The organism is Mesorhizobium sp. M4B.F.Ca.ET.058.02.1.1 (genome assembly GCF_003952505.1).
Lineage (GTDB): Bacteria > Pseudomonadota > Alphaproteobacteria > Rhizobiales > Rhizobiaceae > Mesorhizobium.
The window spans coordinates 971501-984785 of record NZ_CP034450.1 but is presented as its reverse complement, the minus strand read 5'-3'; the positions used below and the strand labels follow the sequence as shown (position 1 = coordinate 984785).

Here is a 13285-nt window from a genome sequence, read left to right as displayed (position 1 = left end):
ATTTCGTTTGACATTCGTTCGTATTTCGAATTAATTCCGTAACGGTTTCGCAAAAGACCAAAAATGCTGCAATGCGAAATCGCTGGAGGATTTCTTGGACGCATCACCGATCCATGACATTTTTGTCATTGGCGGCGGCATCAACGGCTGCGGCATCGCCCGCGACGCGGTTGGTCGCGGCTTCTCGGTTTTTCTCGCCGAGATGAGCGATCTGGCCAGCGGCACCTCGTCCGGCTCGACCAAGCTGATCCATGGCGGCTTGCGCTATCTTGAGTTCTACGAATTCCGCCTGGTACGCGAAGCGCTGATGGAGCGCGAGGTTCTGTGGAAGAACGCGCCGCACATAATCTGGCCGATGCGTTTCGTGTTGCCTTACGCCAAGGGCCTGCGGCCGGCCTGGCTGATCCGGCTCGGCCTTTTCCTCTACGACCATATTGGCGGGCGCAAACTGCTGCCGGCGACGAAGACGCTGGACATGGGGACGGATCCGGCCGGCAAGCCCCTGAAGCCGCTGTTTCGCAAGGCCTTCGAATATTCCGACGGCTGGGTCAACGATGCCCGCCTGGTGGCGCTGAATGCTCGCGACGCCGCCGACCGCGGCGCGATCATCCGCACCCGCACCAAGGTCGTCGGCGCGCGTCGCGAAGGCGACCTCTGGGCAATCCGGCTCGAGGAGCTGAGGACCGGTGACACCGAGGAAGTCAAGGCCAGGCTTCTGGTCAACGCCGCCGGCCCCTGGGTCGATCACGTGCTTTCGGCGACGGTCGGCCAGAATGACGTCCACAATGTCCGCCTCGTGCAAGGCAGCCACATCGTCATCGCCAAGAAGTTCGATGATCCGCGCGCCTATTTCTTCCAGAACAAGGATGGCCGCATCATCTTCGCCATTCCCTATGAGGAAGAGTTCACGCTGATCGGCACCACCGACCGCGACTATCCGGGCGATCCGCATGATGTGAAGATCAGCGACACCGAGATTGACTATCTCTGCGCCGCGGCAAGCGAGTATTTCGCGCAACCGGTCAAGCGTTCCGACATCGTCTGGACCTATTCGGCCGTGCGCCCGCTTTATGACGACGGCGCCTCTAGGGCGCAGGAAGCGACCCGCGACTATGTTCTGAAAACCGATGGCGGCGAGGGGTCCGCGCCGATCATCAACGCCTTCGGCGGCAAGATCACCACCTATCGCCGGCTGTCGGAATCGATGCTGGAAAAGATCGAAAGCTTCCTCGGCAAGCGCGGAAAGCCCTGGACATCGAACGCGCCGCTGCCGGGCGGCAATTTCCCGCCCACCGGCTTCGAGGCGCAAGTGGCGAAACTGAAGAGCGCCTATCCGTTCCTCGATCAGCGCCTGGCGCGTCGGTTGACCCGGCTCTACGGCACGCTGGCGCAGGCCGTGCTGGGGCTCGCCAAGTCGAATGCCGATCTCGGCCGCAACTTCGGCGCTGATCTCTACGAAGCCGAGGTTCGCTACCTCGTCGAAAACGAATGGGCGCTGACCGCTGAGGATGTATTGTGGCGCCGGACCAAGCGTGGCCTGCATCTCAGTCGCGAGCAGGCCGCGACGCTCGACGAATTCATGCGTGGAATAAGTCGCCGCCATGTCGCGGCGGCCGAATAGGATGGCCGTGTGATGCACAGAGCCGGGGAGGAGGCATCATGCTGGAATTGAGAAACGTGTCGAAGACGGTCGGCGCGGCGGAGCATATCCGCGACGTGTCGCTGACGCTCCAGCACGGCTCGCTGAACGTGCTGCTCGGACCGACGCTGTCCGGCAAGACCAGCCTGATGCGGCTGATGGCCGGCCTCGACGCGCCGACCTCCGGCTCGGTCTGGTTCGACGGCAAGGACGTCACCGGCCAGCCGGTGCAGAAGCGCAACGTCGCCATGGTCTATCAGCAGTTCATCAACTACCCGGCGATGACCGTTTACGAGAACATCGCCTCGCCGCTGAGGGTCGCCGGCGCCGAGCAGGCCAAGATCGACAAGGAAGTGCGCAACGCCGCGGCACTGCTGAAGCTCACGCCCTATCTCGACCGCACCCCGCTCAGCCTGTCCGGCGGCCAGCAGCAGCGCACCGCGCTCGCCCGCGCCATCGTCAAGAACGCCAGCCTCGTGCTGCTCGACGAGCCGCTCGCCAATCTCGACTACAAGCTGCGCGAGGAGCTGCGCGCCGAGCTGCCGAAGATCTTCGCCGCCGCCGGCACCATCTTCGTCTACGCCACCACCGAGCCGCACGAGGCGCTGCTACTCGGCGGCAATACGGCGACACTTTCGGAAGGCCGCGTCACCCAGTTCGGCCCGACCATCGAGGTGTTCCGCAAGCCGGTCGACCTGGTGACGGCAAGAACCTTTGCCGATCCGCCGCTCAACACCATCGTGCTCGCCAAGAAGGGTCCGGTTTTCCTGCTCGAGGGCGGCGTGACGCTGCCGGTGCCGGCCGAGCTCACCGGCATTGCCGACGCCATCTACACGATCGGCTTCCAGCCGCATCATCTGTCGCTCGAGCGGCCCAATGCCGCCGCCGTGCCGGTGCGGGCCAAGGTCACCATCACCGAGATCACCGGCTCGGAGAGCTTTATCCATCTCGATTTCGCCGACGCCCGTTGGGTGATGCTGACCCACGGCATCCGCGACTTCGAGCCCGACGCCATGGTCGAGGTGTTCATCGATCCGCGCCACATCATGGTCTTCGACGGAAACGGCCGCGCCGTGGCCGCCGCGCCGAAGCTCGCGGCTTGAGGAGGAAGCGATGGCACGCATCGACGTCAACCACATCCGCCACTCCTACCTGCCCAATCCGCAGAAGGATTCAGATTTCGCCCTGAAGGAGGTGCACCACACCTTCGAGGATGGCGGCGCCTACGCGCTGCTCGGGCCTTCCGGCTGCGGCAAGACCACGCTTCTCAACATCATTTCGGGGCTGCTCCACCCCTCGCACGGCCAGTTGCTGTTCAACGGCAAGGACGTCACCAGGCTGTCGACTCAGGAGCGCAACATCGCCCAGGTGTTCCAGTTCCCGGTCATCTACGACACCATGACCGTCTACGACAATCTGGCCTTCCCGCTGCGCAACCGCGGCGTGCCGGAGGCCGATGTCGACCGCAAGGTGCGCGAGACGCTGGAGATGATCGATCTGGCGTCATGGGCGAACCGGAAAGCGCGCGGCCTGACCGCCGACCAGAAGCAGAAGATCTCGCTTGGCCGCGGCTTGGTGCGTTCGGACGTCAACGCCATCCTGTTCGACGAGCCGCTGACCGTCATCGACCCGCACATGAAGTGGGTGCTGCGCTCGCAGCTGAAGCAACTGCACCGCCGTTTCGGCTACACCATGGTCTATGTCACGCACGACCAGACCGAGGCGCTGACCTTCGCTGACCGGGTGGTGGTCATGTATGACGGCGAGATCGTCCAGATCGGCACGCCGGCCGAACTTTTCGAGCGGCCGCGCCACACCTTTGTCGGCTATTTCATCGGCTCGCCCGGCATGAACGTCATGCCGGTGGCGATCGACGGCAGGACCGCGACGATCGGCAGCCAGCGCATCGAATTGCCGGGCGTGCCCAAGACTGCCAGCGGGAACACCGGCGCCGGCTCGATCGAGCTCGGCATCCGCCCCGAATATGTCAGGCTCGGCCGCGACGGCATGGCCGTCAAAGTCAGCAAGGTCGAGGATGTCGGCCGCCACAAGGTGGTGCGCGCCAGCCTCGAGGGCCGCGAGATCGCCGCCGTCATCGGCGAGGACGACACCGTGCCGGCCGATCCGAAGGTGAGTTTCGATCCGGCCGGCATCAACATCTATGCCGATTCCTGGCGCGTCGAGATGGGGGCATAGATGGAAAAGACCTGGAACAACAAGGCCTGGTTCCTTGTGCTGCCGGTGCTGGTGCTGGTGGCGTTCTCGGCCGTCATCCCGCTGATGACCGTCGTCAACTATTCGGTGCAGGACACGTTCGGCAACAACGTCTTCTTCTGGGCCGGCACGGAGTGGTTCGAGGAGCTCTTGTCCTCCGACCGCTTCTGGGAAGCGATGGTCCGCAACCTGATCTTCTCCTTCATCATCCTCATCATCGAGGTGCCGCTCGGCATCTTCATCGCGCTCAACATGCCGAAGAAGGGCTGGGGCGTGCCGGTCTGCCTGGTGTTGATGGCGCTGCCGCTGCTGATCCCATGGAATGTCGTCGGCACGATCTGGCAGGTCTTCGGCCGCAACGACATCGGCCTGCTCGGCTACTACGTCAATGCGCTCGGCATCGACTACAACTATGTCCAGGATCCGATCGACGCGTGGGTCACCGTCATCATAATGGACGTCTGGCACTGGACCAGCCTCGTCGTGCTGCTTTGCTATGCCGGCCTGGTCTCGATCCCGGATGCCTTCTACCAGGCGGCCAAGATCGACGGCGCCTCGCGCTGGGCGGTGTTCCGCTACATCCAGCTGCCGAAGATGCAGCGCGTGCTTTTGATCGCAGTGCTGCTGCGCTTCATGGATAGTTTCATGATCTACACCGAGCCTTTCGTCGTCACCGGCGGCGGTCCCGGCAATTCGACGACGTTCCTGTCGATCGACCTGGTCAAGACGGCGCTTGGCCAGTTCGACCTCGGTCCGGCGGCGGCGATGTCGCTGGTCTACTTCCTGATCATCCTGCTGTTGTCATGGGTCTTCTACACCGTGATGACCAACTACGACGCGGAGCGCTGAGATGACCGGCGTTAACGAAAGAGCGAACAGAGTGAGCGAGACGGCGGTTTCGGAAGGGCTGAGCAGCGCCCTGTCGCAGGACGAGGTGGCGCGCCTGATGCGGCGCCGCGGCGAGGAATCGCGCTGGTGGTGGATCGTGCCGACGCTCTACATCATCGTCATCCTGCTGCCGATCTACTGGCTCATCAACATGAGCTTCAAGACCAATGCTGAGATCGTCTCGTCGCTGACGCTCTATCCGCATGCGCCGACGCTCGCCAACTATCGCACCATCTTCAGCGACCCGTCCTGGTATTCGGGCTATATCAACTCGATCACCTATGTGGTGATGAACATGGTGATCTCGGTCGCCGTGGCGCTACCGGCGGCTTACGCCTTCTCGCGCTATCGCTTCCTCGGCGACAAGCATCTGTTCTTCTGGCTGTTGACCAACCGCATGGCGCCGCCGGCGGTGTTCGCGCTGCCGTTCTTCCAGCTCTATTCCGCCTTCGGCCTGATCGACACCCATATCGCGGTGGCGCTGGCGCACTGCCTGTTCAACGTGCCGCTGGCGGTGTGGATCCTCGAAGGCTTTATGTCCGGTGTGCCGAAGGAGATCGACGAGACGGCCTATATCGACGGCTATTCGTTCCCACGCTTCTTCGTGAAGATATTCATGCCGCTGATCGCCAGCGGCATCGGCGTCGCCTGCTTCTTCTGCTTCATGTTCTCATGGGTGGAATTGTTGATCGCGCGCACGCTGACCACCACGGACGCCAAGCCGATCGCCGCCACCATGACCCGCACCGTCTCGGCCGCCGGCATGGACTGGGGACTGCTCGCCGCCGCCGGCGTGCTGACGCTGATCCCCGGCGCGCTCGTCATCTGGTTTGTCCGCAACTACATCGCCAAGGGCTTTGCCCTGGGGAGGGTATGACCATGAACCTCGACCTCTCCTGGATGGCGTGGACCTGGCCGACGGCGGCTTTCTTCGGCACCGTCTTCCTGCTGCTTTGCGGCATGGCGGCCTGGGAATATGCCTCGCCGGGCGGCAATCCGCGCGTCGGCGTGCTCCGCTTCGAGACGACGCGCGGCGACCGTCTCTTCCTGTCGCTGCTCGGCAGCGCCTTCATCCATCTCGCTTGGCTGGGTCTGGTTGGACCCAACCTGTGGTGGGCTCTCGCTCTCTCCGTAGTCTACGCCATCGGCGTGTTCCGCTACGTATAGAGGGGAAACTGTTGGAGCGGCCGCGTGCCGGCGACCGCTCCAGATCGCACTTGAAACCAAAACTGGAGGAAACACATGCGACGGCAATTTTTAACATCAACGACCGCCCTTGTCCTATTGCTCGGGGCAGGCAATGCCTACGCCGGGATGGATGAGGCGAAGGCCTTTCTGGACAAGGAGATAGGCCCGCTGTCGACGCTTTCGCGCGCCGACCAGGAAAAGGAGATGCAGTGGTTTATTGACGCCGCCAAGCCGTTTGCCGGCATGGAGATCAAGGTCGTCTCGGAAACCATCGCCACCCATTCCTATGAATCGCAGGTGCTGGCGCCGGCCTTCTCCGCCATCACCGGCATCAAGGTCACGCACGACACGATCCAGGAAGGCGACGTCGTCGAGAAGATCCAGACCCAGATGCAGACCGGCCAGAACCTCTATGACGGCTGGGTCAACGACTCCGACCTCATCGGCACGCACTGGCGCTACCAGCAGGTGCGCAACCTGACCGACTGGATGGCGGGCGACGGCAAGGACGTCACCAATCCGAACCTCGACCTCAAGGACTTCATCGGCACCTCCTTCACCACGGCGCCGGACAAGAAACTCTACCAGCTTCCCGACCAGCAGTTCGCCAACCTCTACTGGTTCCGCTACGACTGGTTCAACGACGAGAAGAACAAGGCCGACTTCAAGGCCAAGTACGGCTACGACCTCGGCGTGCCGGTCAACTGGTCGGCCTATGAGGACATCGCCGAGTTCTTCACCGGCCGCGAGATCGACGGCAAGAAGGTCTATGGCCACATGGACTACGGCAAGAAGGACCCGTCGCTCGGCTGGCGGTTCACCGATGCCTGGCTGTCCATGGCCGGCAATGGCGACAAGGGTATCCCGAACGGCCTGCCGGTCGACGAATGGGGCATCAAGGTCGACGAGAACTCGCGTCCTGTCGGCTCCTGCACGGCGCGCGGCGGCGACACCAACGGCCCGGCCTCGGTGTATTCGATCCAGAAGTATCTCGACTGGCTGAAGGCTTACGCTCCGGCCGAAGCGCAGGGCATGACCTTCTCCGAATCCGGCCCGGTGCCGGCGCAGGGTGCGGTCGCCCAGCAGATCTTCTGGTACACCGCCTTCACTGCTTCGATGGTCGACGCCGGCGCCAAGGCGGTGATGAACGACGACGGCACGCCTAAGTGGCGCATGGCGCCGTCGCCGCACGGCGTCTACTGGAAGGACGGCATGAAGCTCGGCTATCAGGACGTGGGTTCCTGGACGCTGATGAAGTCGACGCCGACCGACCGCGCCAAGGCCGCCTGGCTCTACGCGCAGTTCGTCACTTCGAAGACCGTCGACGTGAAGAAGAGCCATGTCGGCCTGACCTTCATCCGCGAGAGCACGATCCACGACAAGAGCTTCACCGAGCGTGCTCCGAAGCTCGGCGGCCTGATCGAGTTCTACCGCTCGCCGGCTCGCATCCAGTGGTCGCCGACCGGCACCAACGTGCCTGACTATCCGAAGCTGGCTCAGCTCTGGTGGCAGGCGATCGGCGATGCCTCGTCCGGCGCCAAGACCGCGCAGGAAGCGATGGACTCGCTCTGCGCCGAGCAGGAAAAGGTCATGAGCCGCATCGAGAAGTCGGGCGTCCAGGGCGATATCGGCCCGAAGATGGCCGAAGAGCATGACCTCGCCTACTGGAACGCGGACGCGGTCAAGAAGGGCAATCTCGCGCCTCAGCTCAAGATCGAGAACGAGAAGGAAAAGCCGATCACCATCAACTACGACGAGCTCGTGAAGAGCTGGCAGAAGTAAGACTGCCTGATGCGGGCGTCAGCGCCCGCATGGATCCTGCGGGGGAGGCGGCTTTTGCCGTCTCCCCTGTTGCATGAAGAGCGGAGGAGCGGAAATGAGCGGCTTTGTGCTTGCCATCGACCAGGGGACGACATCGAGCAGGGCTATCCTGTTCGACGACCAGATGAAGGTAGCCGGCGCCGGCCAGCAGGAATTCAACCAGTATTATCCAGCCTCGGGCTGGGTCGAGCACGATCCGCAGGAGATCTGGGCAAGCGTGGTGGCGACCGTGAAGGCCGCGCTGAAGGCTGCCAGCCGCAACGCTTCGGACGTGGCGGCGATCGGCATCACCAACCAGCGCGAGACCGTCGTCATCTGGGACAAGGCGACCGGCAAGCCGATTCACAACGCCATCGTCTGGCAGGATCGCCGGACCGCGCCGCTCTGCCAGAAATTGAAGAAGCAGGGGCTGGAAAAGACATTCACCAAGAAAACCGGCCTGCTGCTCGATCCCTATTTCTCCGGCACCAAGATCGCCTGGATGCTGGACAAGGTGAAAGGCGCCAGGAAGCGCGCCGAAAAGGGCGAGCTGCTCGCCGGCACCATCGACAGTTTCCTGATCTGGCGGCTCACGGGCGGCAAGGTGCACGCCACCGACGCCACCAACGCCTCGCGCACGCTGGTCTACAACATCGAGAAGAATGTCTGGGACGACGAGCTGCTGTCGATCCTGCGCATCCCGGCCGCCATGCTGCCGCAAGTGAAAGACTGCGCCGATGACTATGGAGTCACCGAGAAGGGCCTGTTCGGCGCCGAGATAAAAATCCTCGGCGTCGCCGGCGACCAGCACGCCGCGACCATCGGCCAGGCCTGTTTCGAGCCGGGCATGATGAAGTCGACCTACGGCACCGGCTGCTTCGCGCTGCTCAACACCGGCGCCGATCTGGTGCGCTCGAAGAACCGGCTGCTCACCACAATCGCCTACCGGCTGAACGGCAAGACCACCTATGCGCTGGAAGGCTCGATCTTCATCGCCGGCGCCGCCGTGCAATGGCTGCGCGACGGCATCAAGGTGATCGGCAAGGCCGAGCAGAGCGGCGCGCTCGCGGCAGCCGCCGATCCGGCGCAGAATGTGTATCTGGTGCCGGCCTTCGTCGGCCTCGGCGCGCCGCATTGGGACGCCGAGGCGCGCGGCGCGATCTTCGGCCTGACCCGCAACTCAGGCCCGGCGGAGTTTGCCCGCGCGGCATTGGAATCCGTCGCCTACCAGACCTGCGACCTGCTCGACGCCATGCGCAAGGACTGGAAGGGGGCTTCCGCCAAGACCGTGCTGCGGGTCGACGGCGGCATGGTGGCTTCCGACTGGACGATGCAGCGGCTGGCCGACATCCTCGATGCGCCGGTCGACCGACCGACCATCCTGGAAACGACGGCGCTCGGTGCTGCCTGGCTTGCCGGCTCGAAGGCGGGTGTGTGGCCGAAGGCAAAGGAGTTCGCCAAGACCTGGGCGCTCGACCGCCGCTTCAAGCCGGAGATGGACACTGCGGCCCGCACCGCCAAGCTGGCGGGCTGGCGTGACGCTGTGCGCAGGACGCTGAGCGTGCCATAAATCGGCAGCGAGATCGGCTGGGTGAGGGGTGAATGAATCCAGATTGGTATACTGGCTGGCGCGAAGAGGCTTTCGATCAGCTGAAAGCCAAGAACGACCGCCTGCAGAAGGATTTCCGCCTCGGCAGCTGGCCGCGCTACGACTACGATCTGAAGGCACGAAAGCTCCTGTTCTCGGAGCAAGGCGTTATCAAGGTCGTCGCCGAGATCCAGATTGCGGGCAGTACGAGCGCCAAAGCTGACAACTGGCTGTGGGCCTGGGCAAATTCAAACCTGCCTGGCGAACTCCTCGAAGACGCCAAGCGGGTTCGGTCCTTCGGCGAGGAAAAAGGCATTGATGAGCTGGCTCAGGCCTATGTGCTCGACACGAACAATGACCTGGAGGCGCTCGGCTGGGGGCTGAGCGGGGCAATGGTTCGCATCTGCGATGCACTCGGCGCTTACCGCTCCCCACGCGGTGAAGGCGGAGGCCTGTATCTGATCTTCAAGACCATCGGCTGGGCCAGTTGATCCGCGGATCGCTTCCTTGACCGGGATGTCGCGAAAGGCCCGTGCCGTTGCCGGCACGGGCCTCCGCAGCCTCCCGTGTTCCGATGATCAGGTCAGTAGGGCGAATAGCACTGCTGACGCGGGCCGTTGTACGGCTGGAACGTGTTGTCCCAGGCGCGGTAGGAGCGGTAGCGGTCGTAGCACCATTGGACATGGGCATCGCCACCGCGATAGACACGGTTCTGGTTGTTGATGATGGCACCGGTAATCAACGCGCCCGTGGCGAAGGCCGCCAGCGGGAACCAGAAGTCGCCGTGACGGCGATAGCCGCGACGATATTCGCGATAACCGCGATGGCCATTCCAGTACACGACACCGTCCCGGCGCGAGAATTCGCGATTGAGCGCGCGGTGTCTCCTCCAGTCCCGGTACTGCACGGTCTGGACGTCCGAAGACAGCCCCTGGCCCAGCGGTACATAATTTGGCTGGGCATTGACTGGCACAATGTCCGCCGCCACGAAAGACGCCGACAGCGCGGCCGCCAGCAGGCTGGATGCGATCCTGTTCATCGCTCTTCTCCTCGAAGGGTTGTTGACGTCCCTTGTGTCCGAAAAAACGGGCGACATAGGCAATTGTTCCCAGGTTCCCGTTCAGATTGCAGAATGCGCCTTGACGGTGGTGGCGTTTTACGGAGGCAAGCCCTTCGCCCTCTCATGCGCTATGCCGCGCATGCCCGCATGGCCACAATGCCGCGCCGAACACAGCGAAAATCCAGCCTGGAGGCCATGTTTTTCCGGTTGACCCGTCGAGGCACTCTCCCTATGTTCCGCGCAATTTCGAGGGCGGCCTTATTCGAGCCCGCGGGAGCGCGTAGCTCAGCCGGTAGAGCAACTGACTTTTAATCAGTAGGTCATGGGTTCGAATCCCATCGCGCTCACCAAAAACTAAGTAAAATCAATAATTTGTAAGAGGTGAGCGCCGGTTTTCGTGTCCATCTGATTTTGTGTCCGTGCGGTGTCCGTAAAATCGGGGAGGGAATTCGTCCGGACAAACCGCGGAACAAACAATTCGTCAACACATTGTTGATATTGAGTTTCACGCTAAATGTGAATAATCTCACTTGCGAAGTGACAGCGTACGTGCCATTTAACCGGTTACTCCGTCGCGTCCCGATACGTAAATTGTGGCCGTGACGGCATAAAAGGGCTCCTGCGGGAGCCCTTGCTATTTGTGGGGCGGGGACAATGGATCGGTGCGCAGTCTTTGTGGACGCGGGCTACCTTTTCGCACAGGGCAGCACTGCGCTAACTGGCAGCAAGAAGGCCAGAACGGCAGTTAGCCTTGACGCAAAACAGGCCGTGGAATGCCTGAAAGAAGGTGGCGCAGAGAGCCCCAGACACAAAGCTCCTGAGAATTTACTGGTATGATGGTGCCGTAAGTGGCAGCCGGCCAACGACCGATCAAGCTGCGGTGGCAGGTCTAGACGATGTCAAACTTCGGCTAGGTTTCATAAACAGCCACGGGCAGCAAAAGGGCGTCGATTCCCTTATTGTGACTGATATGATCGAATTGGCCCGACTAAAGTCCATCGGCGATGCCATTCTTCTGTCGGGGGATGAAGATGTTCGCGTGGGCGTTCAGATTGCGCAAAACTATGGGGTAAGAGTGCATCTGCTCGGCATTGCGCCAAGTCGCGGGTCGCAGTCCCAGCAACTCATGTTGGAAGCAGACACGACAACGGAGTGGGGAGCCGATACGATCAAGACCTTTCTATCGGTGAGGGAAGAGAAAGAAGAAGTCATAAAGGTGGCTGCTGCGAAGGCCGCATCTACTCCGGCGACAGGAGAAGCCCATAACCTGGCCACTATAGCCGTAACGGTCACTACCTTCGTCGATGGGCTTGGAAAAACCGATATCGAGGGGGTTGCGGCCTATTGGGAGACAGACCGGGGCGTTCCTGCTGAGCTTGACAAAAAGCTTCTACCAATCTGCGGCTCGGCGATCGGCGGGAAGCTGACGACCAGTGAAATCAGGCACATGCGTGCCACGTTCCAAAAAGCCGTCAAAGCGAAACTGTGAACTGGGAGGTCTTGCCCGGTTTCGCAGCCCCGGCGCTCGCATTACGCCGTTGAAATGCGGCGATATCGCCGCGTCGCCGTTGTGCTTCTACAAGTCGCCGCGGGGGCGCGATGTCACGGCGCCCCCCCCCCCGAGCGCCAAGCTGATGGCGCGCGCCACCATAGGCGGTTTGGAGACCCTGCGGGCAACAGACCCCGCCGTACTATGACCTAGCGCAGACGCTTGGTCGGTCGCGGTAGAAGCGGCCGGGCAGGGGCATTTGGGGGTGGGCGCGATGCGCTTGCTCTTCTCGAAGAGGAAAAACAGTTAGCGGGTTATGAGCATCCAACGGCCGCTCAGAGAATATGTTACATATCCTCTTGCAAAATCAGCTTATATGTTACATATCCTCTGGTGTTAACGCGGAGGGAAGGACCCAATGATGCCTGTGATTAGAATCAACGACGCTACTTTCTCGGACCTTAAATCGATCTCGACCTGGTTCGGCACGAAGACGCCTACCGAGACCATCGACCGGATCGTGCGCGAGGCTATGGAACAGCTGGGACTAGAGCGTGACGACGAGCCAGAGGAGGCGATCTCAACAGACGGCCCAGCCCTGCATTTCACCACAGCTCCGGGCCTGGCGTTTACGAAGCCTCTTAAGGTGACCATCAACAGTAAAAACTTACCCAGCCCTCGCTGGGCTTCTATCTTGCTGACGATGATCAAGCATGTGAGAGCCAAGAGTAAGCTCGACGGCGATGCTCTCGTTGGAGCCCTGGGCGTACCTGCCAAGGCAGAACGCTTCGAGGACGACGGGTTTAAGTACCATCCCGATTTGGGTATCTCGGTCCAGGGCCAGTCGGCATCTGACGCTTGGAAGGAGGTCGACCGGCTTGCAAAGAAATGGCACATCCCCGTGAGCGTCGAGTTCTGGTGGCGTCAGAACAGCAAGGCCCAGTACCCGGGTAAGACAGGCATCCTGCGTTCCGGCGAATAAGCTTTTGACATGCAGTTGGCTGCGAGAGCCGCAAAGGCTCCCGCAGCTATTCGTCCCACCAGATCACTCGTTTCTCCCATCGGATTTCCACAAGCCGCCTGTACCGGATTGTGTGCGCCTGCTCTCCGGTCGGATGAAAGAGCTGGGCCCTCATCCACTCACGGCTTTTGCATTCTTGGCAGCGTACCTTATCCCGCACTTTGTCAATCGTGACGTTCCCGATCACCTCCCTAAGCTCTGCCGGGCTGGTAGTAGCGCGTGACGCGACAGTAGCCGCACCTGATGCCTGCGACCTGCCCCGCATCGTGGGCATGCGTCAGGGTCCAGGCGGCACCTCTCGGCCACTTCTCGGGTTGCTCGGGCATTACCCTGAAATGAGGAACGGCGGCGGCTCTGGTCAAGAGGCGGCTTGACAGCTTTGTTCTCATTTCGTTCAC

General features: G+C 61.9%; 12 protein-coding genes and 1 tRNA gene. 12 read left to right on the top strand and 1 reads right to left on the bottom strand.

Annotated elements, in window-relative coordinates; all coding sequences use genetic code 11:
• Nucleotides 1-94: 94 nt before the first annotated feature.
• The 9 genes from glpD to EJ073_RS04950 all read left to right on the top strand — a co-directional run bounded on the left by glpD (nt 95) and on the right by EJ073_RS04950 (nt 9808).
• Nucleotides 95-1621, top strand: coding sequence for a glycerol-3-phosphate dehydrogenase (gene glpD, locus EJ073_RS04990; protein WP_126054726.1), 1527 nt, complete (start codon nt 95-97; stop codon nt 1619-1621).
• 38 nt (nt 1622-1659) lie between these two features.
• Nucleotides 1660-2742 (top strand): ABC transporter ATP-binding protein, encoded by a 1083-nt coding sequence (locus tag EJ073_RS04985; protein ID WP_126054725.1) that lies wholly within the window; start codon nt 1660-1662, stop codon nt 2740-2742.
• Nucleotides 2743-2752: 10 nt separating this feature from the next.
• Nucleotides 2753-3835, top strand: a complete 1083-nt coding sequence (locus tag EJ073_RS04980; RefSeq protein ID WP_126054724.1) for an ABC transporter ATP-binding protein — start codon at nt 2753-2755, stop codon at nt 3833-3835.
• Nucleotides 3836-4702, top strand: a complete 867-nt coding sequence (locus EJ073_RS04975) for a sugar ABC transporter permease (protein WP_126054723.1) — start codon at nt 3836-3838, stop codon at nt 4700-4702.
• A 1-nt stretch (nt 4703) separates the two neighbouring features.
• Entirely contained in the window at nt 4704-5618 is a 915-nt protein-coding gene (locus tag EJ073_RS04970; protein ID WP_126054722.1) for a carbohydrate ABC transporter permease, read from the top strand.
• Nucleotides 5615-5908: a DUF2160 domain-containing protein gene (locus tag EJ073_RS04965; protein WP_189347543.1), complete on the top strand. Its 294-nt coding sequence runs from the start codon at nt 5615-5617 to the stop codon at nt 5906-5908. The genes EJ073_RS04970 and EJ073_RS04965 overlap by 4 nt, the downstream gene beginning before the upstream one ends.
• Before the next feature lie 75 nt (nt 5909-5983).
• Nucleotides 5984-7711 carry an ABC transporter substrate-binding protein gene (locus EJ073_RS04960; protein WP_126054720.1) on the top strand — a complete coding sequence of 576 codons (1728 nt, stop codon included), beginning with the start codon at nt 5984-5986 and terminating at the stop codon, nt 7709-7711.
• Nucleotides 7712-7805: 94 nt separating this feature from the next.
• Nucleotides 7806-9299: a glycerol kinase GlpK gene (gene glpK, locus EJ073_RS04955; RefSeq protein WP_126054719.1), complete on the top strand. Its 1494-nt coding sequence runs from the start codon at nt 7806-7808 to the stop codon at nt 9297-9299.
• 32 nt (nt 9300-9331) lie between these two features.
• Nucleotides 9332-9808: a DUF6882 domain-containing protein gene (locus tag EJ073_RS04950; protein WP_126054718.1), complete on the top strand. Its 477-nt coding sequence runs from the start codon at nt 9332-9334 to the stop codon at nt 9806-9808.
• Nucleotides 9809-9900: 92 nt separating this feature from the next.
• Here EJ073_RS04950 and EJ073_RS04945 read toward each other — a convergent pair whose 3' ends face one another.
• A complete protein-coding gene (locus EJ073_RS04945) occupies nt 9901-10356 on the bottom strand; it encodes a BA14K family protein (RefSeq protein ID WP_126054717.1) in 456 nt (151 codons plus the stop codon).
• A 295-nt stretch (nt 10357-10651) separates the two neighbouring features.
• On the opposite strand from EJ073_RS04945, the gene EJ073_RS04940 reads away from it, so the two are divergent.
• The 3 genes from EJ073_RS04940 to EJ073_RS04930 all read left to right on the top strand — a co-directional run bounded on the left by EJ073_RS04940 (nt 10652) and on the right by EJ073_RS04930 (nt 12848).
• Nucleotides 10652-10727 (top strand) — tRNA-Lys (locus EJ073_RS04940).
• A 620-nt stretch (nt 10728-11347) separates the two neighbouring features.
• Complete coding sequence (locus tag EJ073_RS04935) at nt 11348-11866, top strand: NYN domain-containing protein (RefSeq protein ID WP_245455470.1); 519 nt, start codon at nt 11348-11350, stop codon at nt 11864-11866.
• Between the two features lie 418 nt (nt 11867-12284).
• Nucleotides 12285-12848 carry a hypothetical protein gene (locus EJ073_RS04930; RefSeq protein WP_126054716.1) on the top strand — a complete coding sequence of 188 codons (564 nt, stop codon included), beginning with the start codon at nt 12285-12287 and terminating at the stop codon, nt 12846-12848.
• Nucleotides 12849-13285 lie beyond the last annotated feature (437 nt).

What these genes read in the sequence shown, in the direction of transcription:
- EJ073_RS04985 (WP_126054725.1), top strand. Translation starts at nt 1,660, where the DNA reads ATGCTGGAATTGAGAAACGTGTCGAAGACGGTCGGCGCGGCGGAGCAT.
- EJ073_RS04980 (WP_126054724.1), top strand. Translation starts at nt 2,753, where the DNA reads ATGGCACGCATCGACGTCAACCACATCCGCCACTCCTACCTGCCCAAT.
- EJ073_RS04975 (WP_126054723.1), top strand. Translation starts at nt 3,836, where the DNA reads ATGGAAAAGACCTGGAACAACAAGGCCTGGTTCCTTGTGCTGCCGGTG.
- EJ073_RS04970 (WP_126054722.1), top strand. Translation starts at nt 4,704, where the DNA reads ATGACCGGCGTTAACGAAAGAGCGAACAGAGTGAGCGAGACGGCGGTT.
- EJ073_RS04965 (WP_189347543.1), top strand. Translation starts at nt 5,615, where the DNA reads ATGACCATGAACCTCGACCTCTCCTGGATGGCGTGGACCTGGCCGACG.
- EJ073_RS04960 (WP_126054720.1), top strand. Translation starts at nt 5,984, where the DNA reads ATGCGACGGCAATTTTTAACATCAACGACCGCCCTTGTCCTATTGCTC.
- glpK (WP_126054719.1), top strand. Translation starts at nt 7,806, where the DNA reads ATGAGCGGCTTTGTGCTTGCCATCGACCAGGGGACGACATCGAGCAGG.
- EJ073_RS04950 (WP_126054718.1), top strand. Translation starts at nt 9,332, where the DNA reads ATGAATCCAGATTGGTATACTGGCTGGCGCGAAGAGGCTTTCGATCAG.
- EJ073_RS04945 (WP_126054717.1), bottom strand. Translation starts at nt 10,356, where the DNA reads ATGAACAGGATCGCATCCAGCCTGCTGGCGGCCGCGCTGTCGGCGTCT.
- EJ073_RS04935 (WP_245455470.1), top strand. Translation starts at nt 11,348, where the DNA reads ATGATCGAATTGGCCCGACTAAAGTCCATCGGCGATGCCATTCTTCTG.
- EJ073_RS04930 (WP_126054716.1), top strand. Translation starts at nt 12,285, where the DNA reads ATGATGCCTGTGATTAGAATCAACGACGCTACTTTCTCGGACCTTAAA.